30 protein-coding genes are annotated in these 26,952 nt (G+C 65.3%); 14 read left to right on the plus strand and 16 right to left on the minus strand.

Annotated features, from left to right (window positions below; all coding sequences use genetic code 11):
* The first annotated feature begins 14 nt into the window (after positions 1–14).
* Entirely contained in the window at positions 15–1,703 is a 1,689-nt protein-coding gene (locus EN780_RS05840) for an FAD-dependent oxidoreductase (protein ID WP_127390987.1), read from the plus strand.
* Positions 1,703–2,008, plus strand: coding sequence for a UBP-type zinc finger domain-containing protein (locus EN780_RS05845; protein WP_127390988.1), 306 nt, complete (start codon positions 1,703–1,705; stop codon positions 2,006–2,008). The genes EN780_RS05840 and EN780_RS05845 overlap by 1 nt, the downstream gene beginning before the upstream one ends.
* A 34-nt stretch (positions 2,009–2,042) precedes the next feature.
* Here EN780_RS05845 and EN780_RS05850 read toward each other — a convergent pair whose 3' ends face one another.
* Positions 2,043–2,222: a hypothetical protein gene (locus tag EN780_RS05850; protein WP_127391006.1), complete on the minus strand. Its 180-nt coding sequence runs from the start codon at positions 2,220–2,222 to the stop codon at positions 2,043–2,045.
* Positions 2,223–2,392: 170 nt separating this feature from the next.
* The gene (locus EN780_RS40430; protein ID WP_245499886.1) at positions 2,393–2,821 is read right to left on the minus strand and encodes a hypothetical protein; all 429 of its coding nucleotides are present in this window, start codon (positions 2,819–2,821) and stop codon (positions 2,393–2,395) included.
* A gap of 8 nt (positions 2,822–2,829) precedes the next feature.
* Between EN780_RS40430 and EN780_RS40435 the strand changes: the two genes are divergently transcribed.
* Positions 2,830–3,012 (plus strand): hypothetical protein, encoded by a 183-nt coding sequence (locus EN780_RS40435; protein ID WP_245499887.1) that lies wholly within the window; start codon positions 2,830–2,832, stop codon positions 3,010–3,012.
* Positions 3,013–3,251: 239 nt separating this feature from the next.
* Here the strand turns inward: EN780_RS40435 and EN780_RS05860 are convergent, their stop codons facing one another.
* From EN780_RS05860 to EN780_RS05880, 4 genes are all read right to left on the minus strand, one after another.
* Entirely contained in the window at positions 3,252–4,493 is a 1,242-nt protein-coding gene (locus tag EN780_RS05860) for a D-amino acid dehydrogenase (RefSeq protein ID WP_127390990.1), read from the minus strand.
* Positions 4,494–4,763: 270 nt separating this feature from the next.
* A complete protein-coding gene (locus EN780_RS05870) occupies positions 4,764–5,939 on the minus strand; it encodes a cystathionine gamma-synthase (protein ID WP_127390991.1) in 1,176 nt (391 codons plus the stop codon).
* Positions 5,936–7,357, minus strand: a complete 1,422-nt coding sequence (locus tag EN780_RS05875) for a pyridoxal-phosphate dependent enzyme (RefSeq protein WP_127390992.1) — start codon at positions 7,355–7,357, stop codon at positions 5,936–5,938. The genes EN780_RS05870 and EN780_RS05875 overlap by 4 nt, the downstream gene beginning before the upstream one ends.
* A gap of 157 nt (positions 7,358–7,514) precedes the next feature.
* Positions 7,515–7,700 (minus strand): hypothetical protein, encoded by a 186-nt coding sequence (locus EN780_RS05880; RefSeq protein WP_127284870.1) that lies wholly within the window; start codon positions 7,698–7,700, stop codon positions 7,515–7,517.
* Between the two features lie 309 nt (positions 7,701–8,009).
* Between EN780_RS05880 and EN780_RS05885 the strand changes: the two genes are divergently transcribed.
* From EN780_RS05885 to EN780_RS05905, 4 genes are all read left to right on the plus strand, one after another.
* The gene (locus EN780_RS05885; protein WP_127284871.1) at positions 8,010–8,369 is read left to right on the plus strand and encodes a septal ring lytic transglycosylase RlpA family protein; all 360 of its coding nucleotides are present in this window, start codon (positions 8,010–8,012) and stop codon (positions 8,367–8,369) included.
* Between the two features lie 235 nt (positions 8,370–8,604).
* A complete protein-coding gene (locus tag EN780_RS05890; RefSeq protein WP_127391007.1) occupies positions 8,605–9,882 on the plus strand; it encodes a polyhydroxyalkanoate depolymerase in 1,278 nt (425 codons plus the stop codon).
* Positions 9,883–10,064: 182 nt separating this feature from the next.
* Positions 10,065–10,682: a transglutaminase-like cysteine peptidase gene (locus tag EN780_RS05895; RefSeq protein WP_127284872.1), complete on the plus strand. Its 618-nt coding sequence runs from the start codon at positions 10,065–10,067 to the stop codon at positions 10,680–10,682.
* Positions 10,683–11,040: 358 nt separating this feature from the next.
* Complete coding sequence (locus EN780_RS05905; RefSeq protein ID WP_127284873.1) at positions 11,041–11,265, plus strand: hypothetical protein; 225 nt, start codon at positions 11,041–11,043, stop codon at positions 11,263–11,265.
* Between the two features lie 86 nt (positions 11,266–11,351).
* Here the strand turns inward: EN780_RS05905 and EN780_RS05910 are convergent, their stop codons facing one another.
* Genes EN780_RS05910 through EN780_RS05925 form a run of 4 tightly spaced genes read right to left on the minus strand, consistent with a single transcriptional unit; the run spans position 11,352 to position 14,098 of the window.
* Entirely contained in the window at positions 11,352–11,720 is a 369-nt protein-coding gene (locus EN780_RS05910; protein ID WP_126057313.1) for a helix-turn-helix transcriptional regulator, read from the minus strand.
* Between the two features lie 24 nt (positions 11,721–11,744).
* Positions 11,745–12,272 (minus strand): Smr/MutS family protein, encoded by a 528-nt coding sequence (locus EN780_RS05915; RefSeq protein WP_127390994.1) that lies wholly within the window; start codon positions 12,270–12,272, stop codon positions 11,745–11,747.
* Complete coding sequence (locus EN780_RS05920) at positions 12,269–13,375, minus strand: murein transglycosylase A (RefSeq protein WP_127390995.1); 1,107 nt, start codon at positions 13,373–13,375, stop codon at positions 12,269–12,271. Before EN780_RS05920 ends, EN780_RS05915 begins: the two co-directional genes overlap by 4 nt.
* A gap of 15 nt (positions 13,376–13,390) precedes the next feature.
* Complete coding sequence (locus tag EN780_RS05925) at positions 13,391–14,098, minus strand: Tim44/TimA family putative adaptor protein (protein WP_127309275.1); 708 nt, start codon at positions 14,096–14,098, stop codon at positions 13,391–13,393.
* A 199-nt stretch (positions 14,099–14,297) separates the two neighbouring features.
* On the opposite strand from EN780_RS05925, the gene EN780_RS05930 reads away from it, so the two are divergent.
* Together EN780_RS05930 and secB are read left to right on the plus strand one after the other, a co-directional pair.
* Positions 14,298–14,795 (plus strand): FxsA family protein, encoded by a 498-nt coding sequence (locus EN780_RS05930; protein WP_127309284.1) that lies wholly within the window; start codon positions 14,298–14,300, stop codon positions 14,793–14,795.
* A gap of 174 nt (positions 14,796–14,969) precedes the next feature.
* Entirely contained in the window at positions 14,970–15,467 is a 498-nt protein-coding gene (gene secB / locus EN780_RS05935; RefSeq protein WP_126057318.1) for a protein-export chaperone SecB, read from the plus strand.
* Between the two features lie 73 nt (positions 15,468–15,540).
* Here the strand turns inward: secB and dnaQ are convergent, their stop codons facing one another.
* The 5 genes from dnaQ to EN780_RS05965 all read right to left on the minus strand — a co-directional run bounded on the left by dnaQ (position 15,541) and on the right by EN780_RS05965 (position 19,490).
* Positions 15,541–16,263: a DNA polymerase III subunit epsilon gene (gene dnaQ, locus EN780_RS05940; protein WP_127287128.1), complete on the minus strand. Its 723-nt coding sequence runs from the start codon at positions 16,261–16,263 to the stop codon at positions 15,541–15,543.
* Between the two features lie 73 nt (positions 16,264–16,336).
* A complete protein-coding gene (coaE, locus tag EN780_RS05945) occupies positions 16,337–16,942 on the minus strand; it encodes a dephospho-CoA kinase (protein ID WP_127390996.1) in 606 nt (201 codons plus the stop codon).
* Positions 16,943–16,955: 13 nt separating this feature from the next.
* Positions 16,956–17,789: a shikimate dehydrogenase gene (locus EN780_RS05950; protein WP_127390997.1), complete on the minus strand. Its 834-nt coding sequence runs from the start codon at positions 17,787–17,789 to the stop codon at positions 16,956–16,958.
* Positions 17,782–18,381: a Maf-like protein gene (locus tag EN780_RS05955; protein WP_127390998.1), complete on the minus strand. Its 600-nt coding sequence runs from the start codon at positions 18,379–18,381 to the stop codon at positions 17,782–17,784. The genes EN780_RS05950 and EN780_RS05955 overlap by 8 nt, the downstream gene beginning before the upstream one ends.
* Positions 18,382–18,668: 287 nt before the next feature.
* A complete protein-coding gene (locus EN780_RS05965; protein ID WP_127390999.1) occupies positions 18,669–19,490 on the minus strand; it encodes a pyruvate, water dikinase regulatory protein in 822 nt (273 codons plus the stop codon).
* A 402-nt stretch (positions 19,491–19,892) separates the two neighbouring features.
* Between EN780_RS05965 and hemE the strand changes: the two genes are divergently transcribed.
* The 3 genes from hemE to rho all read left to right on the plus strand — a co-directional run bounded on the left by hemE (position 19,893) and on the right by rho (position 22,888).
* Positions 19,893–20,924, plus strand: coding sequence for a uroporphyrinogen decarboxylase (gene hemE, locus EN780_RS05970; RefSeq protein ID WP_127391000.1), 1,032 nt, complete (start codon positions 19,893–19,895; stop codon positions 20,922–20,924).
* The gene (hemJ, locus tag EN780_RS05975) at positions 20,924–21,454 is read left to right on the plus strand and encodes a protoporphyrinogen oxidase HemJ (protein ID WP_126057325.1); all 531 of its coding nucleotides are present in this window, start codon (positions 20,924–20,926) and stop codon (positions 21,452–21,454) included. The genes hemE and hemJ overlap by 1 nt, the downstream gene beginning before the upstream one ends.
* 168 nt (positions 21,455–21,622) lie before the next feature.
* A complete protein-coding gene (rho, locus tag EN780_RS05980; protein ID WP_127284079.1) occupies positions 21,623–22,888 on the plus strand; it encodes a transcription termination factor Rho in 1,266 nt (421 codons plus the stop codon).
* A gap of 169 nt (positions 22,889–23,057) precedes the next feature.
* On the opposite strand, the gene EN780_RS05985 is transcribed toward rho, so the two are convergent.
* Positions 23,058–25,076, minus strand: coding sequence for a thioredoxin domain-containing protein (locus EN780_RS05985; protein WP_128272583.1), 2,019 nt, complete (start codon positions 25,074–25,076; stop codon positions 23,058–23,060).
* Positions 25,077–25,137: 61 nt separating this feature from the next.
* On the opposite strand from EN780_RS05985, the gene mnmE reads away from it, so the two are divergent.
* Both mnmE and EN780_RS05995 read left to right on the plus strand, forming a co-directional pair.
* Entirely contained in the window at positions 25,138–26,469 is a 1,332-nt protein-coding gene (gene mnmE / locus EN780_RS05990; RefSeq protein ID WP_127391002.1) for a tRNA uridine-5-carboxymethylaminomethyl(34) synthesis GTPase MnmE, read from the plus strand.
* A gap of 172 nt (positions 26,470–26,641) precedes the next feature.
* A partial coding sequence (locus EN780_RS05995; RefSeq protein WP_128272585.1) for an FAD-dependent oxidoreductase occupies positions 26,642–26,952 on the plus strand: 311 nt, incomplete at its 3' end.

Consider the following 26,952-nt stretch of genomic DNA (forward strand, 5'->3'; position numbering starts at 1 on the left):
CTACGGTCCGCCCCATGGCCCCCTCCGTCAGCCCGACCATCGCCGCCCGCCGTGACCAGATGTTCCCTGTCCTGGCGGAAGCGGACATCGAACGCATGCGCCGCTTCGGTACGGCGAGTTCTTATGCTGCCGGCGAGCAGATCGTTACGGCCGGCGAGGTGTCGCCCGGCCTGATCGTCATCCTGTCCGGCAAGGTCGAGATCACGCAGGCCGGCGGGCTGGGGCCGCGCGAGGCGATCATCTCCTACGGCGCCGGCAACTTCATCGGCGAGCTGGCGCAGCTCTCGAGCCGGCCGTCGCTGATCAATGCGGAAGCCACCGAACCGGTCGAGGCCATCGTCATCCCCTCGCAGCGGCTGCGCGATCTGATGGTGCAGGAGGCGAACCTCGGCGAGCGGATCATGCGGGCGCTGATCCTGCGCCGCGTCGGGCTGCTGGAGAGCGGCATCAGCGGGCCGATCATCATCGGCCCTCCCGGCAATGGCGACGTGCTGAGGCTGCAGGGCTTTCTCACCCGCAGCGGCCTGCCGCATCGCGCGCTCGATTCCGAGACCGACCCCTGCGCCAGGACGCTGACCGAGCGTTTCCATGTCGATCCGCATCACCTGCCGATCGTGCTCTGTCCGAACGGCAAGCTGCTGCACAATCCGGGCGATCACGAACTCGCGCGCTGCGTCGGCCTGCTGCGGCCCGTCGATGCCAGCAAGGTCTACGACGTGGCGATCGTCGGCGCCGGACCCGCCGGGCTGGCCGCGGCGGTCTATGCGGCCTCCGAAGGGCTGTCGACGATCGTGCTCGACTGCCGCGCCTTTGGCGGGCAGGCGGGGGCGTCGGCGCGCATCGAGAACTATCTCGGCTTCCCGACCGGCATCACCGGCATGGCGCTGATGGCGCGCGCCTACAACCAGGCGCAGAAGTTCGGCGTCGAAATGGTGATCCCCGACGAGGCGAAGCTGCTCAGCGGTGGAGGCGACCTGTCCGGCTACGCGCTCGATGTCGGCGATGGCGAGACGGTGCACACGCGCACGGTGGTGATCGCCAGCGGCGCACGCTACCGCCGCCTCGATGTGGCCAATCTGGCGCAGTTCGAGGGCACGTCGGTGCACTATTGGGCGTCGCCGATCGAGGCGCGGCTTTGCCGGGATCAGGAGGTGGCGCTGGTCGGCGCCGGCAATTCGGCCGGCCAGGCGGCGGTCTTCCTGGCCAGCCAGGTGGGCAAGGTGACGCTGCTGGCGCGCCGCGGCAGCCTCAACGAGACCATGTCGCGCTATCTGGTCGAGCGCATCGAGGCGCAGCCGAACATCGAGGTGCTGGCCGAGACCGAGATCGTTGCGCTGGAAGGCCGCGAGAGCAACCTCGAGCGGGTGCGCTGGCGTAACCGCGCGACTGGCACCGAGACGACGCGAACCATCCGCCATCTCTTCCTGTTCATCGGCGCCGACCCCAACACGGACTGGCTGGCGAAATGCAACGTGGCGCTCGACGCCAAGGGTTTTGTCCGCACCGGACCAGAGGTGGCGCAGGGACATGGCCTGATGGAGACGAGCCGCAGCGGCGTGTTTGCCATCGGCGACGTTCGATGCGGCTCGATCAAGCGCGTCGCCGCCGCCGTCGGTGAAGGCGCCCAGGTGGTGGCGGCGCTGCATGCCTATCTTGCTCAGAACGGCGGCGGCGCTCAATCCGAACAGGCGAGGAGATCGTAATGGACGAATGCCGGCACACGAGCGACATCAGGCAAGTCACGCCGAGCGCGCTCGGCTGCGAGGAGTGCCTGAAGAGCGGATCGTGGTGGGTGCATCTCAGGCTCTGCCGCACCTGCGGCCATGTCGGCTGCTGCGACGACTCGCCCAACCGCCACGCCACCAAGCATTTTCACGCCACCAGCCATCCGGTCATCGAGGGCTACGACCCGCCGGAAGGCTGGGCATGGTGCTATGTCGACGAGGTGTTCATCGACCTCGGCGATGATACGACACCGCAGAACGGGCCGATCCCGAAGTTTGTTTGAGGCGGCGCATCGCCAGGCATCTAGGACGGCTGCGCTATTTCACGGAGCTCGTGACGGTCCGGTCAATGGCGTCGGGAACGGATTTGCGTTCGTTGCCGGCAAGGGCCGCGATGATAAGCAGGCTGGCGACGACCGGAACGAACAGCAAGGCGACGCGCGCCTGCACGTAAAAAATGGCGCGCCATTCGCTGCGTTTTTCGGGGTCGTCGTTCATCGCGCTCACTCTGTCGTGCCTCCCGAGGCGGGAGATAGTAGCGAAGCGTTAAACAACCCCTTCCGAATCCGTTAACTCGCGAACTTCGAACGGTCTGCCGTGGCGCGAAAGTTCGTGTCGACAAGACCGCTGGACGCTGTTGGCGCCAATGCTCAGGTCGGCCAACCGGATCAACTGATCGGCAAGGCAAACAGCCGGCCGCCGGCCGGCACGATGTCATCGATGCCGGCGAGCCGCAGGCAGTGCCAGGCCATGGCGTGGTTGGAAGAGGTGACGGGAATGCCGATGCGCTGCTCCAGCCCCGCCACCGCCTCGGCGACGCGCAGGCTGGTGCAGGAGATGAAGATGGCGTCGACGCCGGGCACGGCGGCCATGCGCTCGGCCGCCGCCTCGATCGAGGCCAGCGAGATGCGGGCGGCCTCGCGGTCGTCGCGCCGGTCGAAGGTGGCGACGGCCGCGATGTCCAGGCCGCGCCCGCTGAAATAGGCGACGAGGCCGCGGTTGATCTCGGGCGCGTAAGGCGTCAGCAGGCCGATGCCTCTGGCGCCGAGCGCCTTGAAGGCGGCGAGCGCGCCGGTGACCGGCGTGGTGCAGGCCACCCCCGGCCTTGCGGATCTCGGCGAACACGGCTTCCTCGCCGAGCGTCATCGTCGCCGAGGTGCAGCCGAAGCCGACGACGTCGAGCGGGATGCTGGGCAGGATCAGGTCGACAGTCGGCGCGATGCGCGGGCCGATGGCGCGCAGCGTTTCGGGCGTGATGTCGTTGTCGTTGAAGAGCCGTGCCTCGTAGAAGGCGACACCGGGAATGCGCACCAGCGCGCGGAACTCATGCTCCAGCGTCTGGTCGGTGGCGAGGATCGCCAGCCCGATCGCGGCGCGCGAGGCGAGGCCGCCGTCGATCTCCGATGGCAGGACGCCGAGATCGACAGGTCCCGAAGCGGCGAGGGGCGCGGCGGCTGGGTTGGCGGACATGGCGTTCCCTTTCTTGGCAATCCCGGTCCCAGAGGTCAGGCTTGCGGGATCATGCTCTCAGTTCAAAAGTCCATCCATCGAAATCGCCGGCTTGCGGCCGGCGATCAGGTCGGCGGTGATGCGGGCCGAGCCGTGCGACATGGTCCAGCCGATATGGCCGTGGCCGGTGTTGAGGTAGAGGTTGCGCAGACGCCGCTGTCCGAACTCCGGCAGGTTGTTCGGCGTCATCGGCCGCAAGCCCGCCCACATCTCTGCGCGGTCGTAATCGGCGCCTTCCGGGTAGAGCTCCTCGGTCACGCCTTTCATGAAGGCGAAGTCGGCCGGTCTGTGGCTGGTGTCGTAGCCGGCGAACTCGGCCGTTGCGGTAACGCGCAGGCGGTCGCCGAAGCGCGAAATGGCGACCAGATTGTGCTCGTCGACTGAAGCGATGGTCGGCGGCGCCGGGCGGTTGCCGACCGGGATGGTCAGGGAATAGCCCTTGATCGGATAGATCGGCAGGCTGATGCCGATGGTTTTGGCCAGCAGCGGGCTGTAGGAGCCGAGCGCCAGCACATAGGCATCGCCCTTGAAGGCGCCCTTGTCGGTCCGCACCTGCGCGACGGCATCGCCCGAGGTCTCGATGCCGGTGACGGTGGTGCCGGTGCGGATTTCGCCGCCGCGCCCGGCGATCTTCGCCGCCAGTGCCCGGGTGAACTTCGCCGGATCGCCGGTCTCATCGGTCGGGCAATAGATGCCGCCGGCGATCTTTTCCCGCGCCGAGGCCAGCGACGGATCGAGTGCCACGACGCCCTCGCGATCCAGCAGCCTGATCTCCTGCCCGTCGGACTCCAAAAGCTTCATATGCTCGACACCCTTGTCCAGCGCCTGCTGGCTGCGGTGGAAGTAGAGGATGCCGCGATCGTTGCGGTCATAGTCTATTTGCTCGTCGGCGACGACCTCGCGCAGCACGCTCTGCGAATAGGCGGCAAGGCGATGCTTGAGCAGTGTGTTGCGCCTGGCCTTTTCCGCCGTGCATTCCATCAGGAAGAGCCACGACCAGCTGTAGAGCCTGGGATCGGCCGATATCCTGAAGCGTAGCGCCTGGTCCTTCAGCACCAGCGATTTCAAAAGGATCATCGGCGCTTTCGGCGACGACCAGACGAACGAATGGCCGGGCGCGATCATGCCGGCATTGCCCCAGCTCGTCTCGGCGGCGACCTGAGGCTGGCGCTCGATGAGCGCCACCTCATGGCCGTCCTTCTGCAGCTGATAGGCGGTGGTGACGCCAACCACGCCACTGCCCAGCACGATCACGCGCATGACGCCTCCGGAGATCGCAAAGCGGGAGGCAGTTTAGAGCGTGGATTGCGCTCCGCAATGGCACACATACCGAGATGTCGGCGGGACAGCGCCCCCCTCTGGCCTGCCGGCCATCTCCCCCACTTGGGGGGAGATCAGACGGCGCGCCGACTTTCGCCAATCGCCTCCGCCGTAGGACGAGCGAAACGCCGAAGCTGCCAATCTCCCCCCTCGTGGGGGAGATGTCCGGCAGGACAGAGAGGGGCGCGAAGGATCACCGCGATGACTATGTCAGCCCCTCAACGCCTGCTCCAGATCCGCGATCAAATCATCGCCGTCCTCGATGCCGGCCGAGAGCCTGACCAGCGAATCCGATATCCCGATCGCGCCGCGCTTCTCCGCCGGGATCGAGCCGTGCGTCATCAGCGCGGGATGCTCGATCAGGCTCTCGACGCCGCCGAGGCTTTCGGCCAGGGTGAACAGCTGCGTGCGTTCGAGGAAGCGCTTTGTCCCCGCCAGATCGCGGTCGAGCTCGACCGAGATCATGCCGCCGAAGGCGTGCATCTGGCGTTTGGCGATTTCGTGCTGCGGGTGGCTGGCGAGGCCGGGATAGATGACGCGGCGCACATCGTTACGACTTTCCAGCCACTCGGCGATCTTCAGGCCGTTCGCCGAATGCCGCTCCATCCGCAGCGCCAGGGTCTTGATGCCGCGCAGCGCCAGAAAGGAGTCGAACGGGCCGGAGATGGCGCCGATGGCGTTCTGCAGGAATTTCAGCCGGTCGGCCAAATCCTGGTTGTCGCCGACCACCGCAACGCCGCCGACCATGTCGGAGTGGCCGTTCAAATATTTCGTCGTCGAATGCACGACGATGTCGATGCCGAGCTCGAGCGGCCGCTGGATGTAGGGGCTGCAAAAAGTGTTGTCGGCGACGGTGAGCAGGCCCTTGCGCTTTGCCAACGCCGCCACCGCTTCGAGGTCGACGATGCGCAGCAGCGGATTGGTCGGCGTCTCGACCCAGAGCAGTTTTGTCTCGGGGCGGATGGCGGCCTCGATGGCGGTGAGGTCGGTGAAGTCGGCGAAGCTGACCTGCAGCCCGGCCGAGCGCTTGCGCACCCGTTCCAGCAAGCGAAACGTGCCGCCATAGATGTCGTCGGTGGCGACGATATGGGCGCCGGCATCGAGCAGTTCCAGCACGGTCGAGATCGAGGCCAGGCCGGAGGCGAAGGCGAAGGCTCTGGTGCCGCTTTCGAGATCGGCCACGGCGCGCTCGAAGGCGAAGCGGGTCGGGTTCTGGCTGCGGGCGTATTCGAAACCCTTGTGCACGCCGGGCGACTGCTGGCCGTAGGTGGAGGTGGCGTAGATCGGCACCATCACCGCGCCGGTCGTCGGGTCGTGGCTCTGGCCGCCATGGATGGTGCGGGTCGAAAAGGCCAGGCGGTTCTTGCCCGTTGCATTGCTCGTCATCTTGCGCGACGCCTCAGATGGTTGATCAGGTCGATACGGGTTATCAGGCCGATGAATTCCTCGCCATCGAAGACGATGGCGACCTCGTTACGGTCGAAGACAGGCAACAGCGCATCGAGCGTCTGGCTGGCCTGCAGCGTGTGCAGATTGGAGGTCATGGCCGTGCGCACCGGGCCGTTGAAGCGGTCCCAGCGGCCGTCATAGGGGCCGTCGACCTTGGCGAGTATGTCGCCTTCGTCGACGATGCCGACCAGCTTGCCGTCGTCGAGCACCGGCAGTTGCGAGACATCGGAGCGGCGCATGCGGCCATAGGCATTGAGCAGGCTTTCCTCCGGCCCGACCCAGACCGTGTCGCCGGTGCGGTGCGAGCGCATGACGAGATCGCGCAGGTCGCCGTGCTGCTCCTGCTCGGCGAGGCCCTGCTCGGCCAGCCAGAAATCGTCGAACACCTTCGACAGATACTTGTTGCCGCTGTCGCAGACGAAGGTGACGACGCGTTTCGGCACCGTCTGCTCGCGGCAGTAGCGCAGCGCGGCCGACAACAGCGTGCCGGAGGACGAACCGGCGAGGATGCCTTCGCGGGAGAGCAGATCGCGCACCGCCAGCATGCTCTGCTTGTCGGGGATGGAATAGGCCTTCCTGACCAGCGACAGGTCGGCATTGGGCGGCACGAAATCCTCGCCGATGCCTTCGACGGTCCAGCTGCCGGCCTCCTCCATCTTGCCGGTCTTGATCAGCGGCGCCAGCACCGAGCCGACCGGGTCGGCCAGCACCATCTCGGTCTTCGGCGAATGTTTCGCGAAATAGCGGCCGAGCCCGGTCAGCGTGCCGCCGGAGCCGACGCCGACCACCGCCGCGTCGACGTCGCCGTCGAGCTGGGCGAGGATTTCCGGGCCGGTCGTGGTCTCATGCGCCAGCGGGTTGGCGGGATTGGCGAACTGGTTGGCGTAGAAGGCGCCGGGGGTTTCGGCGGCGATCTTCTCGGCCATGTCCTGGTAGTATTCGGGATGGCCCTTGCCGACGTCGGAGCGCGTCATGCGCACCTCGGCGCCGAGCGCGCGCAGATGCTGGATTTTTTCGCGCGACATCTTGTCGGGGACGACGAGGATGATGCGGTAGCCCTTGGGAATGCCGACCTGGGCAAGACCGAGACCGGTATTGCCGGCGGTCGCCTCGACGATGGTGCCGCCGGGCCTGAGCTTGCCCTGCCGCTCGGCGGCGGCGATCATCGACAGCGCGATGCGGTCCTTGATCGAGCCGCCGGGATTCTGGCTTTCGAGCTTGACGAACAGCCGGCATCTGCCGGTGTCGAACTTGGTCAGCTCGACGATCGGCGTCTGGCCGATGAGGTCGAGCACGGACGCATAGGGCGGACGCAGGCGGGAAACGGCACTGTCGGCTTTTCCGGGCTCGCTCATGCAAAAAGCTCCATGGGTGAAAACCTAGCGTCTTTTCCAGCCGATCGCTGCCGGAAAGAAGATAGATCGTGCCAATCGGAGGGCGAGTGGAGGAATGAAATTCCATGGTGCGGCCGCCGAACCGGGAGAGGGCAGATGGCGCCCCGCGGGAGGCGCCTCAGATGCGCGAGCGGCTGGCCCAGCCGAGCCCGAGCAATCCTACCAGCATCGTCAGTATTCCGATATAGAGCCAATGCGTCTGGCCGGTCATGAAGCTGCCCCGGACAAGACCGAGGCCCTGAAGGGACCAGAGCAGGCCGATCGCGAGCACGATCAGCGCCAGCACAAACCGCATCAATCGCATCGGTGGGATTCCCTTCGCAAGTCGATCGTCGACTCAGTCACGGCGGCAATGAAAGAGCGGAAGGAAGCGATCCAATCGCGCCCGTCTGTACTTGCGTATTGATGCCCGATCCAGCCAGACACAACCAGAAAACCGGTGCGAATGATCATCGAGAATACGCCGCGCAAGCCGGGAAGACTCATGACAAACTGTTTCCCGGCGACTCCAAACGTGTGCCGTTGCCATGGAACCGCCAGATGGCGGCCGCATTTCCTGCCTTAATTGCTTCCTAACGGCTGGGGTCTGTCCAAACGGAGCCATTCCCCAAAGATGATGAAGACAAAGCAAACCGCGCTTGTCGCGGTAACGGTAGCGGCTGGCCTGATGGTCGGCGCCTCCGCCTCCTCCGCCGCCGCGCAATGCGGCCGCGCCTCCTGGTACGCGCTGCACTCGCGCACCGCTTCCGGCGAACGCATGAACCCGTCGGCGCTGACCGCCGCGCACCGCACCTTGCCCTTCGGCACCAAGCTCAAGGTGACCAACAAGAACAACGGTCGCAGCGTCGTGGTGCGCATCAACGACCGCGGCCCGTTCATCAAGGGGCGCGTGCTCGATCTGTCGAAGGGCGCAGCCAGCCAGCTCGGCTTCATCGGTTCGGGTCACACCGCCGTTTGCATGGCGCGCGTGTGATATGTCTGACATGTCCGGCCAGAGGGCCGGACATATTTCCTGCACACTTCCGCAGCGCACAGTGAGCCGGCTGCCGCCCGCCAAGGCGGATTCTCAACGCTTTGGCCGAAAGAACCATTGATCACTCGACATGACGTATTGCATCGCAACAATATCTTGTTAACCTCGCCGCGAGACATTTGAGGCTCGGCGCTGCACGTCGTCCTTGGGTCGCAGCAGCAGCGGGGTCTTCTCGATGTACTACCAGCTCTACGAATTGAACCACGCCGCGCTGCAGCCGGCCCGCGTCTATGCCGACGCGGTGAAGATGTTCTACACCAACCCGCTCAATCCGATCGCGCACACGCCCTGGGGCCGCTCGGTGGCGGCAACCGCCGAACTGTTCGAGCGCACGACGCGCCGCTACGGCAAGCCGCAATTCGGCCTCGACAAGACCGTCGTCGACTGGAAGAGCGTCGACGTCAGCGAAAAGACCGTGTGGTCGAAGCCTTTCTGCAACCTGATCCGTTTCGAGCGGGCCGTCCCCGCTGGCCGCAAGCCCGATCCGAAGCTTTTGATCGTGGCGCCGATGTCGGGCCACTACGCGACGCTGCTGCGCGGCACGGTGGAGGCGATGCTGCCCTATGCCGACGTGCACATCACCGACTGGGTCGATGCCCGCATGGTGCCGCTGGCCGACGGCCGCTTCGATCTCGACGACTATATCGACTACATCATCGAGATGTTCCATGCGCTCGGTCCCGACACCCATGTGATGGCGGTGTGCCAGCCCTCGGTGCCGGTGCTGGCTGCGGTTGCGCTGATGGAAAAGCGCGGCGACCCGTTCGTGCCCTCGACGATGACGCTGATGGGCGGGCCGATCGACACCCGCCGCAATCCGACGGCGGTCAATTTGCTGGCCGAGGAAAAGGGCAGCGGCTGGTTCCGCGACAACGTCATCATGCAGGCGCCGTGGCCGGTGCCCGGCTTCGGCCGCGAGGTCTATCCCGGCTTCCTGCAGCTCTCGGGCTTCATGAGCATGAACCTCGACCGCCACATAATCGCCCACAAGGACTTCTTCATGCACCTGGTGAAGCATGACGGCGACAATGCCGAGAAGCACCGCGACTTCTACGACGAATATCTGGCGGTGATGGACCTGACGGCGGAGTTCTACCTGCAGACGGTCGACACCGTGTTCGTGCGCCATGCCCTGCCCAAGGGCGAGATGATGCATCGCGGCGAGGCCGTCGACACCTCGGCGATCCGCAACGTCGCGCTGTTTACTGTCGAGGGCGAGAACGACGACATTTCCGGCCTCGGCCAGACCCAGGCCGCGCACGATCTGTGCGTCAACATCCCGGCCGACCGGCAGGCCCACTACATGCAGCCGGCGGTCGGCCATTACGGCGTCTTCAACGGCTCGCGCTTCCGCTCCGAAATCGTGCCGCGCATCGTCGACTTCATCACCAGCTACGGCCGCCAGACCCGCGTCGCGGCAAAGCCCAAGCTGGTGCGCTCGGCCAAGGGCTGAGCAAGACCGCAAGGTCGGGCCGCCGCGACGGCGGCTTTCGGCATATCCGGATCCCGCTGTTGCACAAGTGCCGCTGTCAGGATCGCGGAAGTAACCATGCCGCCAATCAGGCCAGACTCGTAATTGACACGGACTGTAAATCGCCCTTAACGTTTCGTTAACAACAAGGGCGAACGGGGACTATGATTTCCTCACCGATGGCACGGACGCTGCGCTTGTGTGCGGTCGCAGGGCTGGCGATTTCGGGATTGTGGGCGGCGCCCGCATTCGCGGCGGGAGCGATGATGACCGGAGGGCTGACTTCGCAGCCGATCGGACATTACGATTTCTGCAAGGCCAATCCGGGCGAATGCTCGATCCGCCCGAGCAATCTGGCGCCGGCCAAGATGACCGATGCGTTCCTGCGCAAGCTCGTCAGCATCACCGCCAAGGTCAACGCCGCCGTCAAGCCGATGAGCGACTACGACATCTACGGCAAGGACGAGGTCTGGGCCTATCCCGACAAGGGCGTCGGCGACTGCGAGGACTATGTGCTCGAAAAGCGCCGCCAGCTCTACCGCATGGGCGTGTCGCTGGCGGACCTGCTGATCACCGTCGTGCGCAAGCCCGACGGCGAAGGCCATGCGGTGCTGACGGTGCGCACCGACGAGGGCGACTACGTGCTCGACAACCTGAACGACAAGGTCAAGGCCTGGGACGAGACCGGCTACCGCTTCCTCAAGCGGCAGGCGATCGACAACACCGGACGCTGGGTGTCGATCCGCGGCGGCCAGCAGGTGCTGGTCGGCGCGGTGCAGTAACCGACGATCGAGTCTGCATTCCAAGCGTTGAGGCGGGCTGGTACCGCCCTTGGCTGCTTTTACATCATAGGTTGGCGCCGCCCTCATTGCCCTGCCGGGCATTTCTCCCCGTATAGTGACGGGGACGCTGCGCGCACCGCATTGCAAAATTGCCCCAACGTAGCGGCCAGCTCCCTTCTCCCCGTCGCTATACGGGGAGAAGGTGCCGGCAGGCGGATGAGGGGCAGCGCCAACGTCAAATGAGACTTGCTGGCCGCGTCCCGCGCCGCCCTTCCAACTTTTTGCAGTCATCCGTGAACCAGACGGTCTCTGCCGGCGACACACAGCCGCGTACAGAAACCAACCCTGGAGACTTCAAATGACTGCTTTTCTGCGAAATGCCCTTCTCGCCGCTGTCGCGGTCTCGTCCATGGCCGGATCCGCGCTGGCGGACCAGACCGTCAGCTGTGCCGAGACCAAGACCAACGCCCTGTGGAGCGGCCGTTGTTGCGGCACCAGCGATTCGAGCTGCCTGGGCGGCGGACACGAGCATGGCGACCATGACAACCATGGCGGTCGCGGCGGCCAGACCGGCGCGAAGTGATCTCGCAACATGCCCGCTGGCTACCGGCCAGCGGGCATCGCCTCATGTGAAGCCGATGCCGGCGCCGGAGCAATTCGCGCCGCGCATCACGTCCGCCGGCCAAGGGCCGCGCGGACCGAAGCCGTGATCCGGCGAAGCTCCGCCTCGTCCAGCTTCTCGATGTTTTCAGCCAGGAGATTGGCGAGTTCGGTGGCGGCGGGCGTCAGGCCCGACGTGTCAATCCGCACCCGCGGATGCGAAGCCTCGGCGAGGCGCGCGAGTTCCTCGGCATCGTCCCAGATGACGTTGAAATAGCCGATGATCTTCTGGATCAGCGTCCAGGTCGGGGCGCCGCGGCGGCCATGTTCAAGCGCCGACAGGTAGGCGGCGCTGACGCCGATCGCCTCGGCCATCGCCTTCTGGCTGAGGCCGCGCTCGGCGCGCAGCGCGCGCAGCTTCTCGCCGAACGGTGTCATGCCAGCGCTCTCATGTGCGGGTTTTCATGTGCGGGTCCGGCGCAAGCGGACATAGAGCGCGCCGGAGCCGCCATGGTTGCGCGCGGCATGGTCGTGGCTGGAGACCAGCGGCCGGAAGGCGGGCGTCGACAGCCAGGCCGGAACCGAACGCCGCAGCACGCCGTCGCCGCCGGACGAGGAGCCCTTGCCGGTGATGACCAGCACATAGCGGATGCCGCCGGCATGGGCCCGGTGCAGGAATGAAAACAGCAGCGAGTAGGCCTCGTCCTGGGTCATGCCGTGCAGGTCGACGCGGCCTTCGAGCGGCAAGCGGCCCTTCGACAGCTTGTTCAGGGTCTGGTCGTCCAGCGCATGCGAGACATGCTGGGTCCTGGGCTTTGCCGCGACGGATGGAGCGCCGTTGACGGGAGCAGGCGTCGGCGCCGGTTTCGGCTCGACGCTGAAATCGGCGACGTCGACGGCGGCCTTGCCCTTGAGCGGCTTGGCGGTACGCGCCACCAGGTTCCACAGGACGCGGTCGTCTTCGCTCAGCCTGTCGATACGGCGGGTCATAAAACCACCCCCGAAACGAGCTGGCGTGGGATCAGCGCATAAAAATCGGCGGCGTTGCGGACGACGCCGGCGATCTCGCCAGCGGCGTCGCCCGAGCCGGCGAACAGGTCGCCGCGCGCCGGGCCGGTGATGGCCGAGCCAGTGTCCTGCGCGATCATGAGCCGCCGGAACGGCCCGTCGCCGAAAGCGGCGAGCGTCGGCGCGTCGATGTAGAAGGGCGTGCCGAATGTGTGCAGCAGCCGGTCGACGGCAACCGAACGGCCCGGCGTCAGCGGCACCTTGGCGGCGGCGATCGGACCGAGCGCCGCATCGTCGACCGCCGCCTCGCGGAAGAAGATATAGGAGCGGTTCTGCCAGAGGATCTCGTCGACGCGATCCGGGTGCGCCCTGAACCAGGCGCGGATCGACTGCATCGTCACCTTGGCCAGCGGGATCTCGCCGAGCTCGCTCAGGATCTTGCCAGGCCCGGTGAAACGCTGGCCGGACTTGGCGGCGTAGGTGACGCGGCAGAGCCGGCCGTCGGTCATCTTCAGCCGCGCAGCGCCCTGCACATGGATGAAGAAGGCGTCGACCTTGTCGGCGAGCCAGGCAATCTCCAGCCCATTGCCGGCAAGCGCGCCGCGCTCGATGGCGCAGCGGTCGAAATATTCGGCCAGCCCATCCCCTGTCTCGCGGGCGAAGGCGAGATAGGGATCCATGCCATCCGGCCGGTTGGCGTCCTGGACGTCGATCAGATCGGCCGGGCGTGACAGCAGCGGCACCGTGAAACGGTCCGTCCGCACCGGCGAGGCCTCGACCTCCGGCTCGTAGAAGCCGGTGACGAGGCCGGCGCCGCCGTGTTCGGCGGCGACATGGGCGGGAACGAAATGGCGTTCGAAGAAGGTCCGGGCTTCCGCTCGATTCGGCAGCGAAACAGCCCGCGCCTCCTGATAAGCCCCGGCAAAGGCCTCGAAGCCGACGCCCAGCGAGCCGCTGCGGTAGGGCTTGGTCAGGACATGGAAGGCCGAGCGGCGAAAGGCGGCAAAGGCGGCGCGGTGGTCGTCCTCACCCCAGCCGGGCAGTGCGCCAAAGGATTTTTCGCTGAAAAGGGAAGAGAGCGACACCGCCGCCGCCCGGGCTCAATCTTCTTCTTCGGTGGCGACGAGCTTCCAGTTCGGATCGCGCGAGCGCGTGTCGCGGGCGAAGGTCCAGACATCCTTGACCTCGGCGACGGTTTCGGGGTCACCGTCGATGACGGCGCCGGCCTTGTCGCGGGTCGCCGAAATCAGCTCGCTGACGATGCGCAGCGTGATGTGCGCCTCGCCCCCCTTCATCTCGGCGGCGACGATATCGGCCTTGTCGATGCCGACGAAGGAGGACTGGATCTTCTCCGCCTTCGCCTCGCGCTCGCCGATCGCGGCGACGAAGCCGTCAAAGACCTCGCGCGAGAGAAGGTTCTTGAGCGTCTTGCGGTCGCCATCGGCGTAGGCCATGACGATCATCTCGTAAGCCATCTTGGCGCCATCGACGAAGCCCTTGGGGTCGAAAGACGCATCGTTGTCCTTGATCGTCCTCAGACCCTTGTTGAGATCGGTGTCGGGCTTGGCGAAGGCGTCGATCTCGGCATAGGCGTCGACGGCCGGCTCCCCAGGCGCCCGCTTGCGCGGCAGCGAGACGACATTCTCGGCCTTCTGGCCGGCATCCTGCTCGCGGGTGCGGCTCGCCGAATAGGGGTCGAAGGGCGGGCGCTCGCTGCCCGTGCGACGACCCAGCACGTTGCGCAGCTGGAAAAAGATCACAACCGCCGCAATCAGAAAGAAAATCGTGCCGAAGTCGAAGAATCCCATATCTTCCGCCAATTCGATCCCTGTCCTGGCCGGACCGCCGGCCAGCATCGGGCCGCGGTCGCATAGCGTTCAACACTCAAAGCATATAGAACGCTAGGCGCAATCATTCAAATCAAAGGCAGGCATACCTATCTAACGGGTCCGGTGCCAGCGGCGATTGCACGCTGGCCGGGAAAACATGGAAACGATCGGCCAGGAATTGCGTATTTCACTGCTCCCCTTGTTCGTCCTGGCGCTGCCGCTTCTGGAAATCGCCGGCTTCGTCGTCGTCGGCCGCCAGGTCGGCGCGCTGGCGACAGTCGGCCTGGTGCTGGCCTCCTCGATTGCCGGCAGCCTGTTGCTGCGACACCAGGGTTTCGGCGTGATGGCACGAGTGCGGGCGGAAATGGATGCCGGGCGCGATCCGAGCAGCCAGCTCGCGCATGGCGCGATGATCGTGCTGGCGGCGATCCTCTTGATCATTCCCGGCTTCATCACCGACATCCTCGCCATCCTGCTATTGTTGCCGCCGGTGCGGGACCTCGCCTGGCGGATGCTGAAAAGCCGCATCGTGCTGGCGACCAGCTTCAGCGCCGGCTTCCAGGCGCGGCCGCGCGGCAAGACGATCGATCTCGACGACAGCGACTATTCGCGCGGCGACGATTACACCCGCGGCCCCGACCACAATTCGCCCTGGCGCCGCCTCAAGGACGACTAGACAATTTCCGGTCAAGTGTCTCAAGGTTGGCCGTCAGGAATCTGCGACGGAGATCGGTCGCAACTGTGATCCCGCGCCGAGGCGGCAAACCTTGTCTTGTCATGCCGACCATGGTAGCGAACCCCCGGTTTCAATCCGGTCAGCAAGGCTGCCCAGGCAAAAGGACAAAGGCTCATGGCCAGCAAAGACGACGCGCCGACCGGCGCCGCCAACGGCAACGGCAACGCGCAGCCGACACTCAACGTACTCGCCCAATATGTGAAGGACCTGTCCTTCGAGAGCCCCGGCGCGCCGAATTCGCTGCGCGGCCGCGACAAGGCTCCCGGCATCGCCATCAATGTCAACGTCAACGCCAATCCGCTCTCGGACAAGCAGTTCGACGTCAACCTGACGCTGAACGCCAAGGCCTCCTTCGACCAGGAAGTGCTGTTCAACGTCGAGCTGGTCTATGGCGGCGTCTTCGCTATCAGCGGCTTCCCGCAGGAACACATGCTGCCGATCCTGTTCATCGAATGCCCGCGGCTGCTGTTCCCGTTCGCCCGCCAGATCATCGCCGAAGCCACCCGCAATGGCGGCTTCCCGCCGCTGATGCTCGACCCGATCGACTTCGCGCAGATGTTCCAGCAGAAGCTGGCCGAGGACCAGGCGGCGGCCAAGGTCCAGGTGAGCTGATCCGCTCTTTATTTGGTATCGAAAAGCCCGGCCCCGCGCCGGGCTTTTTGCATGAGATGCCGGCGGGACGGTGCTAGTTCTGTGCCGCCCCGGCTTCGGCTTCCACCTTCAGCCACAGCGCCTTTTCGCCGAGCGTGCGCACCAGGCCGGCATGCGCGGCGCGCTCGGCCTCGGTGAGACGCGGCGGCAAGGCGATCGGCCGCGCGCCGATGGAGATGTCGATGTCGGCCACCTCGCCGGCGCCGTTCATCTGCACCGCCACCGCATCGAGGATCAGCGCCGCCTGCTTGCCGCCGATGAGCTCGATATAGACCTCGGCCAGCAATTCGGAATCGAGCAGCGCGCCGTGCTTGGTGCGGTGACCATTGTCGATGCCGTAGCGGCGGCAGAGCGCGTCCAGCGAGTTTGGGCCCATCGGGTGCTTGCGGCGCGCCAGCGCCAGCGTGTCGACGACGCGGCCGACATCGATGGCGGGATGGCCGAGCCGGCCGAATTCCAGATTGAGGAAGCCGATGTCGAAATTGGCGTTGTGGGCGATCAGCTTGGCGCCGTCGGTGAAGGCCAGCCACTCCTCGGCGATTTCCGAAAAGATCGGCTTCCCGACCAGGTCGGCGGCGCTGATGCCATGCACGGCCTGCGCCTCGGCATGAACCGCCCGTCCCTGCGGGTTGATGAATCTGTGGAAGGTGCGGCCGGTCGGGAAGCGGTTGACCAGCTCGACGCCGCCGAGCTCGATGATGCGGTCTTCGCGCATGTCGAGGCCGGTGGTTTCCGTATCGAAAATGATCTCGCGCATCGAATCAGTCCACTCTGAACGAGCAGAATCATCCAACGGAACAAATGGCAATGGGGACTGCTGACAGCAGGCGTCAGGAAGCGTCCTTGCCCGACTTATCCCCCGCCAATTCGGCGATGATGGCCGCGACCGCGGCGCGCGCGGCGTCAAAGCCCTGGCCGGTGTCGACGATGAAATCGGCCTGGCGCCGCTTGTCGGCGTCGGGCACCTGCTTGGCGAGGATCGCCGCCAGCTTCGCCTCGCTCATGCCGGGACGCGCCAGCACGCGCGCGCGCTGCACCTCGGCCGGGGCGGTGACGACCACGACCTTGTCGACGCGGTCGCGGCCGCCGGTCTCGAACAGCAAGGGAATGTCGAGCACGGCGAGCGGCGCGCCAGCGGCGCGGTGCCTGGCAAGGAAAGCGTCGGCATCGGCGCGGACCAGCGGATGGATGATCGCTTCCAGTCGCTTCAGCGCGACGGCGTCGCCGAGCACCCGGGCGCCGAGCCTGGCGCGGTCGACGACACCCGCATCTGTGGTGCCGGGAAAGGCGGCCTCGACCAGCGGCGCGGCCTTGCCGGCATAGAGGCGATGCACCGTCTCGTCGGAATCGTGCACCGGCACGCCGGCCTCGGCAAACATCTTCGCCGTCGTCGACTTGCCCATGCCGATCGATCCGGTGAGGCCAAGCACGATCATATCCGGCGCCTCATCAATGGGCTTCGATGTCGGCAATGATCATCCGCCTGAGCTCGGCGGTGACCTCGGGCCGCGTGCCGAACCAGCGTTCGAAACCGGGCACCGCCTGATGCAGCAGCATGCCGAGCCCATCGACCGTCCACAGGCCGCGCCCACGGGCGGCGGCGAGCAGCGGCGTCTCCAGCGGCACATAGACGATGTCGGTGACGATGGCATGGTCCGGCAGGCCGGCCGGATCGGCGGACAGTCCTTCATTGCCATGCATACCAAGTGCCGTCGTGTTGACGAGCAGGCCGGCATCGGCGAGCAGGTCGCCGACAGCGTCGGCGCGATGCGCGGAAACGCCGGCGCCGAAGCGATGGCTGAGCTCCTCGGCCCGCGCCAGCGTGCGGTTAACGATGCGGATGTCGCCGACGCCGCGCTCTTTCAGCGCATGGATGACGGCGCGCGACGCGCCGCCGGCGCCAAGCACCACGGCCGGGCCATTCGCTGCCCAGCCCGGCGCGTAGTCGTCGAGATTGGCGGCAAAGCCGTGGGCGTCGGTGTTGCCGCCCCACAATTTCCCGTCCTCGAACCAAAGCGTGTTGACGGCGCCGATCGCTTCCGCCGCCTCGTCGCGGCGCTCGACCAGCGCGAAGGCCGCCTCCTTGTGCGGGATGGTGACATTGCCGCCCTGGAAACCGTTGTCCCGCAGCCCGTTGAGGAAGGCGGCGAAATCGTCGGGGGCGACATCGATGGCCCGGTAGCTGCCGTCGATGCCGTATCTGGCCAGCCAGTGGCCATGGATTTTCGGCGAGCGCGAATGCGCGATCGGGTGGCCGGTGACGAAGGCCCTCTTCTCAGCCATCGATCGCCCCCAGCGCGCGCAATTCTTTCAGCACCGACAACAGCGGCAGGCCGACGATGGTGAAATAATCGCCTTCGATTCTTTCGAAGAGCTGGATGCCTTCGCCCTCGATCTGGTAGGCGCCGACGCTCGACAATGCCATGGCGCCGACGCGCGCCAGATGCCGGCCGATGAAGGCAGGGTCGAGCTTGCGCATGGTGAGGCTGGCGACACCGACATGCCGCCACAGCACCTCGCCGTCGCGGGCAAGCACGGCGGCGCTGTTGAGCTGATGGGTCTTGCCGGATAGCGCGAGCAGATGGCGGCGCGCGCCTTCCATGTCGGCCGGCTTGTGGAACACCTCGTCGCCGAGCGACAGCGTCTGGTCGCAGCCGAGCACCAGCGCGCCCGGCCGGCGTTCGCTGACGTCGGTGGCCTTGGCCTCGGCAAGCACCAGCGCGACGTCCTCCGGCGACACGCCGCTATCCTTGAGCGGCGCCTCGAGCGCGCGCTCGTCGACCTCGGCCGGCACCGCCTCGATCTCGACGCCGGCATTGACCAGCATCGCCTTGCGGAACGGACTGCCGGAGGCAAGGATGATTTTCTCGGTCATTTTGTGCTCGGACGCGGACAGGGGACGGTTGGTGTATGCAAAGCCTTGCTATCGTAGAGTTGGCGCCGCCCCTCATTGTCCTGCCGGACATTTCTCCCCGTATAGAGACGGGGAGAAAGGGCCAGCTTCAGCGCAGGCGCTCTTTCCAGCAGCGCTGGCGATTGGCGAAACCATAGACACCAGCGCCCCTCTCCCCGTCCCTATACGGGGAGAGGATGCCGGCAGGCAGGTGAGGGGCGGCGCCGACCTCCGCCAAGGTGACTCGCAAAACTAGTTTCTTTGCTCCTCTATCTCGACTTCCCTCGCAGGGCAACGATCGCCGCCGCCGTTTCCTCGATCGAACGGCGGGAGACATCGATCATCGGCCAGCCATGCCTTGTGCAGATCTGGCGGGCGTAGGCGAGCTCCTCGTTGATCGCGGCGCGGTCGACATAGTCGGACGGCACATAGGTGCTGGTGTTGCCGAGGATGCGGTTCTGGCGAACATGCGAGATGCGCTCGGCGGTGGCGACCAGGCCGACGATCAATGGCGTCCTGGCGTTGACCAGGCTTTCCGGCACCGGCACGCCGAGCACGATCGGGATGTTGGCGGTCTTGATGCCGCGGTTGGCGAGATAGATGCTGGTCGGCGTCTTGGAGGTGCGCGAGATGCCGATCAGCACGATGTCGGCATCGTCCATGTTGGCGGGTAGCTGTCCGTCATCGTGCTCCATGGTGAAGTTCAGCGCATCGATGCGGCGGAAATATTCGGCGTCGAGGACGTGCTGGGCGCCGACACGGCGGCCGGCCGGGGTGCCGAGATAGGACTGGAAGACGGCAAGCACCGGCTCGAGCACCGAGACGCAAGGCAGGCCCATCGCCGCGCAACGCTCGTCGATGCCGCGGGCGAGCTTCTGGTCGACGACGGTGTAGAGGATGATGCCGGGTTCTTCCTCGATATCCTCGAACACCTTGGCCACCTGCTTTTCGGTGCGGATCAGCGGGTAGATGTGCTCGATGGCGCGCGCATCCTTGTATTGCGCGGAGGCGGCGCGGCCGGCCGCCAGCAGCGTCTCGCCGGTGGCGTCGGAAATCAGGTGCAGGTGAAAGAAGCTCTGGGGTTTGTTCACAGGCGCGGGTTCCAGGCTGTGGGTAGTTGTGGACAAGATCGGACAAAGACGCGATGGCGGCGAGAGCGACTGTATCAGATGGTGGGTTGTCCACAATTCGCCCTGCTGTAGGCTTTGTCGGGGCGCTGGGGACAAAACTGGGGATCAACTTTTCTTGGCCGATTTCATCCACAGCCCGAAGTTTGGAAGCGAAAGGCCAAGCTGTTGACTCGTAAGGGGAATTCCGGTTCTTCCCCAGAACCCTCCAAATCGCGATCGGGACCGCGCGACAATATGCTGACTGGCCTTTTCGGGCGGCAGGCTGGACAGGTCGCAACCACCACAACCAACAGACTCTTAGAATCAGAAGACTCTTTTAAAATAGATATTTGATTTAAGAGGACCCTCGAGAGGCGACGCTGAATGCCTGGAAAACGGATCATGCTGGACGTTTTGAGGGGCGAGCCTGTCTTTCCCCCGCCCATCTGGATGATGCGCCAGGCCGGCCGCTATCTGCCGGAGTATAGAGAGACCCGGAAGCGCGCCGGCTCCTTCCTCGATCTCTGCTACGATCCGGACCTTGCGGTGGAAGTGACGCTGCAGCCGATCGCGCGCTTCGGCTTCGATGCCTCGATCCTGTTCTCAGATATCCTTGTGGTGCCCAACGCGCTCGGCCGAGACGTCCGCTTCGAGGAGGGCCGCGGGCCGATGCTGACGCCGATCTCGGCTTCGGAGATTGCGGGCCTCACTGGCGATTTGTTTCACGTGAATCTCGAACCGGTCTACGAGACCGTCCGCCGGCTGCGCGCCAAACTGCCTGACGAGACGACGCTGATCGGCTTCTGCGGCGCGCCGTGGACGGTGGCGACCTATATGATTGCCGGCCAGGGCACGCCGGACCAGGCGCCGGCGCGGCTTTTCGCCTATCGCGAGCCGGAGGCCTTCGCACGGCTGTTGAAAGTGCTGGCCGATCATTCGGCCGCTTATCTCATCCGCCAGATCGAAGCCGGCGCCGATGTGGTGCAGATCTTCGATTCCTGGTCCGGTGTTTTGGACGAGCCTTCCTTCCAGGCTTTCTGCGTCGAGCCGGTGGCCGAGATCGCGAGGCAAGTGAAGGCGGTCCACCCTGATGTTCCGGTCATCGGTTTTCCGAAAGGCGCCGGCGAGCGCTATCGCGACTATCGCTCCAAGACCGGCATCACCGGGCTTGGCCTCGACTGGACGGTGCCGCTCTCGATGGCGAAGGAATTGCAGCTTGGCGGCGCCGTGCAGGGCAATCTCGATCCGCTTCGGTTGGTGGCCGGCGGCAAGGCGCTGGCCGACGGCGTGGACGCGATCCTGAGGAGGCTGGGCGGCGGGCCGCTGATCTTCAACCTCGGACACGGCATCACGCCGGAGACGCCGATCGCGCATGTCGAGGCGATGGTGAAACAGGTGCGGAGCGCGACGCGCTGATGGCTGACAATACCAACAGCACCGGCCAGGCGATGAAGCGCATGGTGATTGGCATCGCCGCTCTGGTCGTCGCGACCGCGCTGCTTTACTTCGTGGCGTCCGACGGCTTCTACCTGTGGGCCAAGGCCATCCATGTCATCGCCGTCATCTCGTGGATGGCCGGCATGCTCTATCTGCCCCGGCTCTTCGTCTATCATGCCGATGCCGAGAAGGGATCGGCGCAGTCGGAAACCTTCAAGGTTATGGAGCGCCGGCTGCTCAGAGCCATCATCAATCCGGCGATGATCGCGACCTGGGTGTTCGGGCTCTGGCTGGCATGGAAGGGCTTTGCTTTCCATGGCGGCTGGCTGCACGCCAAGATAGCGCTGGTCCTCGTTTTGTCGGGGCTGCATGGCTATCTCGCCGGGGCGGTGCGCAAATTCGCCGAGGACAAGAATGAAAAGCCGGCGCGCCACTGGCGGATCGTCAATGAGATCCCCACATTGCTGCTGATCGTCATCGTCATCCTGGTCGTCGTGAAGCCGTTCTGAAGCTTCCCGCGACGGCGCAAAAGGCGGCTTGCTCTTTCAGACGAGCGACGATAAAAGACGGGTCTTCCTTCCCGTCATGCGCCGCCCCATTTTTTCGCTTTCGGCCGCGCCCGGCATTTGTCGCATCCAGCCGATTTTTCTCCCCAAAGCCTACCCAGAGTCCATCTAATGCAAGAAATGAAACTCACTGAGTTCAAGAACAAGAAGCCGCCAGAGCTGATCGCTTATGCCGAATCGCTCGAGGTGGAGAACGCCAGCGTCATGCGCAAGCAGGAGCTGATGTTCGCGATCCTGAAGAAGCTCGCCGCCCAGGACATCGAGATCATCGGCGACGGCGTCGTCGAGGTGCTGCAGGACGGCTTCGGCTTCCTGCGCTCGGCCAATGCCAACTACCTGCCAGGTCCCGACGATATCTACATCTCGCCCTCGCAGATTCGCCGCTTTTCGCTGAAGACCGGCGACACCGTCGAAGGACCGATCCGCAGCCCGAAAGAGGGCGAGCGCTATTTCGCGCTGCTCAAGGTCAACACCATCAATTTCGACGATCCCGAAAAGATCCGGCACAAGATCCACTTCGACAATCTGACGCCGCTCTATCCAACCAAGCGGCTGAAGATGGAGGTCGACAATTCGACCTCGAAGGACATCTCGCCGCGCGTCATCGACCTGGTGGCGCCGATCGGCAAGGGCCAGCGCGCGCTGATCAACGCGCAGCCGCGCACCGGTAAGACGGTGCTGATGCAGAACATCGCCCACTCGATCACCGCCAACCATCCGGAATGCTATCTGATCGTGCTTCTGATCGACGAGCGGCCGGAAGAAGTGACCGACATGCAGCGCTCGGTGAAGGGCGAGGTGATCTCCTCGACCTTCGACGAGCCGGCCGCCCGCCACGTCCAGGTCGCCGAAATGGTGATCGAGAAGGCGAAGCGCCTGGTCGAGCATGGCCGCGACGTCGTCATCCTGCTCGATTCGATCACCCGCCTCGGCCGCGCCTACAACACCGTCGTGCCGTCATCCGGCAAGGTGCTGACCGGCGGTGTCGACGCCAACGCGCTGCAGCGCCCGAAGCGCTTCTTCGGCGCCGCCCGCAACATCGAGGAAGGCGGCTCGCTGACCATCATCGCCACCGCGCTGATCGATACCGGCAGCCGCATGGACGAAGTCATCTTCGAAGAGTTCAAGGGCACCGGCAACTGCGAAATCCAGCTCGACCGCAAGGTGGCCGACAAGCGCATCTACCCGGCCATGGACATCCTCAAGTCCGGCACCCGCAAGGAAGACCTGCTGGTGCCGCGCGCGGACCTGCAGAAGATCTTTGTGCTGCGCCGCATCCTGGCGCCGATGGGAACGACCGACGCGATCGAATTCCTCATCGACAAGCTCAAGCAGACCAAGACCAACGCCGACTTCTTCGATTCGATGAATACGTGATTGGGCTATCCTCCCCCTTGTGGGGAGGGTCGGTCCGCATAGCGGGGGGAACTCCCCTCGCCTTCGTCAGGAAATCTCTCGGTCGTTGGCAGCCAATCGCAGGAGTTGGCGCAGCGCCAGCGCTTGAAGCTGCGAGCCAGCTGAGAAACGCTTCGTAGGCCGCTTCCGACTACCCTCGCCGCAGCAGCCTCTCCAACTCCTCCGGATCGGTAGCCACCGGCAGGCAAGCCTGCCCGGTGCACAGCCAGGCGCCCGGCTTTTCGGTGGGTGGCACCACCCCACCCGGCAAGGCCGGTCGATTCGCTTCCGTACCGACCGGCACGACAATATCCACCCGGCGCGGGTCGGGATTCCGATTCGCAACCGGAACGAGGCTTGGCCTCTCTGGATGGTCGATCAGCACAAGTTTCAGGGGCTCGAGAGCCAGCGCGCAGGCATTGACGATGCCGGCCTGGCCATAGGCCTGCTGGGCGGCGCGGCCCATGGCGTGCTCGGCGGTCGTCCAGGCTTTTTCCTGAAGATCGAGACCGCCGGTGACCGACGCCAGCCGCACCAGCGCCTCGATGATCTGGGCGGTGGCGGACGGGATCGCTTCGTCGACGTCGCCGCGGATGCGGATCGGGACATCGGCGCTGTCGGAGGCCGTCAGATAGTAGCCGGTCTGGTCGGCATCCTGGTGCCAATGGTCGAGTTGCCCGATGAAATGCCTGGCGCGATCGACATAGGCCGTTTCGCCGGTGGCCTCGAACAGTGCGACGGCGGCGTTCGTCATGGCGGCATAGTCGCTCGACAGCGCCGGGAACAGTTTCCTGGCGCCGAGCATTGAGTGCGGCAGGCGGCCGTCATGGCTCGCTTCGACGATGTGGGCGAAGGCCCGCGCTGCGGCCTCGATCCAGTCGGGCCGCTGCAGGGCACGGCCGGCTTCGGCAAGCGCGGCGATCATCAGGCCGTTCCAGTCGGTCAGCGCCTTGCCGTCGCGGCCGGGCCTGACGCGCCGTTCCCTGGCGGCCAGGAGCTTCTGCTTCAACGGCACCAGCAAGGCATGGTCGACGATGCTTTGCTTTTGCTGGTCGGCGGTTTGGCGGATGATCGGCTTGCCTTCCCAACCATGTGGGGCGACTAGGTCGAAGTATTCGAAAAACGAGGCGGAATCCTCGCCAAGCACGGCTTCGACCTCGGCTCGGTTCCAGGTGTAGAACAGCCCTTCCTCGCCGTCGCTGTCGGCATCGAGGCTGGCGGCGAAGCCGCCGCCGTCGACCAGCATCTCGCGCAGTAGCCAGGCGACCGTGTCTTCGATTCGTATCCGGAACAAATCATTGCCGGTGGCGGCAAAGGCCCAATTGCACATGCGCAGGAGCTGGGCGTTGTCGTAGAGCATCTTCTCGAAATGCGGCACCAGCCATTCGGCGTCGGTGGAATAGCGGCTCAATCCCCCGCCGACATGATCATAAATGCCGCCGGCCAGCATCTTCTCGAGGCTGAGCAGCACGGCATCGCGGTGCGAAGCGGCGCGGTCGCGCAACCAGGACAGCCAGAGCGACTGCATGAACGGCGCGTTGGGGAATTTCGGCGCGCCGCGCAGGCCGCCGAGATCGCGGTCGATCATGCCGTCGATACGGCCGGCCAGATCGCCGAGCGTGTCGCGGTCGAGCACGGCCTTGCCATGGCTTCCCGCCAGCCGCGCCTCGACATGGCTGGTCAGGCCGTCGGCGCTCTGGCCGAGGCTTTCCTGCTTCTCCCGCCATGCCTTGTCGACCGCCTCCATCACCTGGATGAAGCCTGGCCGGCCGTAGCGGGCCTCGCGCGGAAAATAGGTGCCGCCCCAGAATGGCTTGCCGTCCGGCGTCAGGAACATGGTCAGCGGCCAGCCGCCCTGCTCGCCCATCGCATGCAGCGCCGCCATATAGATCTGGTCGATGTCGGGCCGCTCCTCGCGATCGACCTTGATATTGACGAACAGCCGGTTCATGACGGCGGCCACGGCCTCGTTCTCGAAGCTTTCATGCGCCATGACATGGCACCAGTGGCAAGCGGCGTAGCCGATCGAGAGCAGGATCGGGCGTCCGCGCTCCCTGGCTTCGGCGAGCGCCGCCGGCGACCAGCCGCGCCAATGCACCGGATTGTCGCTGTGCTGCTGGAGATAGGGGCTGGCTTCTTCGGCCAGCAGGTTTTGCGCGGGCAAGGTCACGACGGCAAGCTCGGTTAACAGAGTTGCGCGGGAAGCTAGGGCGGTTCGGTAGAGCGGGCAAATGATTTTGAGCGATTCGATTGTTGCCTTGTCCAGCGGCCGCTTGCCGGCCGGCATCGCGGTCATCCGCATTTCCGGCCCCAAGACTCGATTCGTGGTCGAAACGATCGCCGGCGGCATGGTCAAGGAGCGCGCCGCCGCCTATCGCAAGCTCATCGCGACGGACGGATCGGTGATTGACCACGGCGTCGTTCTCTTCTTCCCCGGACCGGGCAGCTTCACCGGAGAGGACGTCGCCGAGTTCCAGGTGCATGGCGGCCGCGCCGTGGCGGCGAAGATGCTGGAGACCATCGCCGGTTTTGAAGGTGTCAGGCATGCGGAGCCCGGCGAATTCACGCGCCGCGCCTTTCTCAACGGCAGGCTCGACCTGGTCGAGACCGAAGCACTGGCCGATCTCGTCAATGCCGAGACCGAGGCGCAGCGGCGTTTTGCCGTGCGCAATGCCGAGGGGGCGCAGAGCGAGCTATACGCCGAATGGCGGCGGCGGCTGATCCATGCGCGGGCGATGATCGAGGCGGAGATCGACTTTGCCGAAGAGGATGACGTGCCGGGATCCGTTTCGGACGCGGTCTGGTCGGATGTGCGGGCTTTGATCGGCGAGATCGATCGCCACGTCGACGGGTTCCGAGCCGCCGAGATCATCCGCGACGGATTTGAGGTCGTCATCCTCGGCGCGCCGAATGCCGGGAAATCCAGCCTTTTCAATGCGTTGGCCAAGCGGGAGGCGGCGATCGTGACGGACGAGCCGGGCACGACGCGCGATCTGCTCGAAGTGGTGCTGGACCTCGAAGGGATGCGAGTCCGGGTCACCGATACGGCCGGCCTGCGCGCGGCGCCCGGCAAGGTGGAGGCGATCGGCATCGAGAAGGCGCGGGCCAAGGCGGGCGGCGCCGACCTTCTGCTGCTGCTGGAGGATATGGCGTTGCCCGTCGATCCTGGCGCGGTGCCGTCCGATGCGCCGCTGCTGAGGATCGGGGCAAAGGCGGACCTGGTTGCGGGTGAACTGCTTGTTGATCGCGCGCAACTCTATGACGTGGTGATCTCGATCAGGACTGGCACCGGGCTGTCCGATCTGCTGGCGGAGGTCGGCCGTCGCGCCGCAGCTTCTGTTGGCGAGATCGGCGACGTGCTGCCGTCGCGCTTGCGCCATGTCGAATTGCTCAAGGATGCAAATGATCACCTGCGAACGGCGCTGGCCGGGCACGAGCGAGGCCAGGAGTTGCGCGCCGAAGAGCTTCGCCTGGCCTCGGACCGACTCGGACGAATCACCGGCGCGGTCGATGTGGAAGACATGCTCGACGTCATCTTTTCGCAGTTCTGCATCGGTAAATGACTCACGTGAAACATTGCCGGGCTGGCTTTGGCGCAGATGATTCACGTGAAACACTAGGTCTAGCACCGCAGTCGCATTGTTTCACGTGAAACGAGTCGGTGTTGCATCCTTGACAGCGAAGCCTCGCGGGGACATCTCTCCGGGCAACTTCAGGATTTTGGACTCGAAAAAGATGAACGATCACTATGATGTGGTTGTGGTGGGCGGCGGCCATGCCGGTTGCGAGGCGGCCAGCGCCGCCGCACGCGCGGGCGCCAGGACGGCGCTGGTGACCCTGCGTTTCGACACAATCGGCGTCATGTCCTGCAATCCGGCGATCGGCGGCCTCGGCAAGGGCCACCTGGTGCGCGAGATCGACGCCATGGACGGGCTGATGGGCCGCATCGCCGATGCGGCAGGCATCCAGTTCCGCTTGCTCAACCGCCGCAAGGGTCCGGCCGTGCGCGGCCCGCGCACGCAAGCCGACCGCAAGCTCTATCGGTT

The sequence above is a fragment of the Mesorhizobium sp. M4B.F.Ca.ET.089.01.1.1 genome, from assembly GCF_004022605.1.
GTDB lineage: Bacteria > Pseudomonadota > Alphaproteobacteria > Rhizobiales > Rhizobiaceae > Mesorhizobium > Mesorhizobium abyssinicae.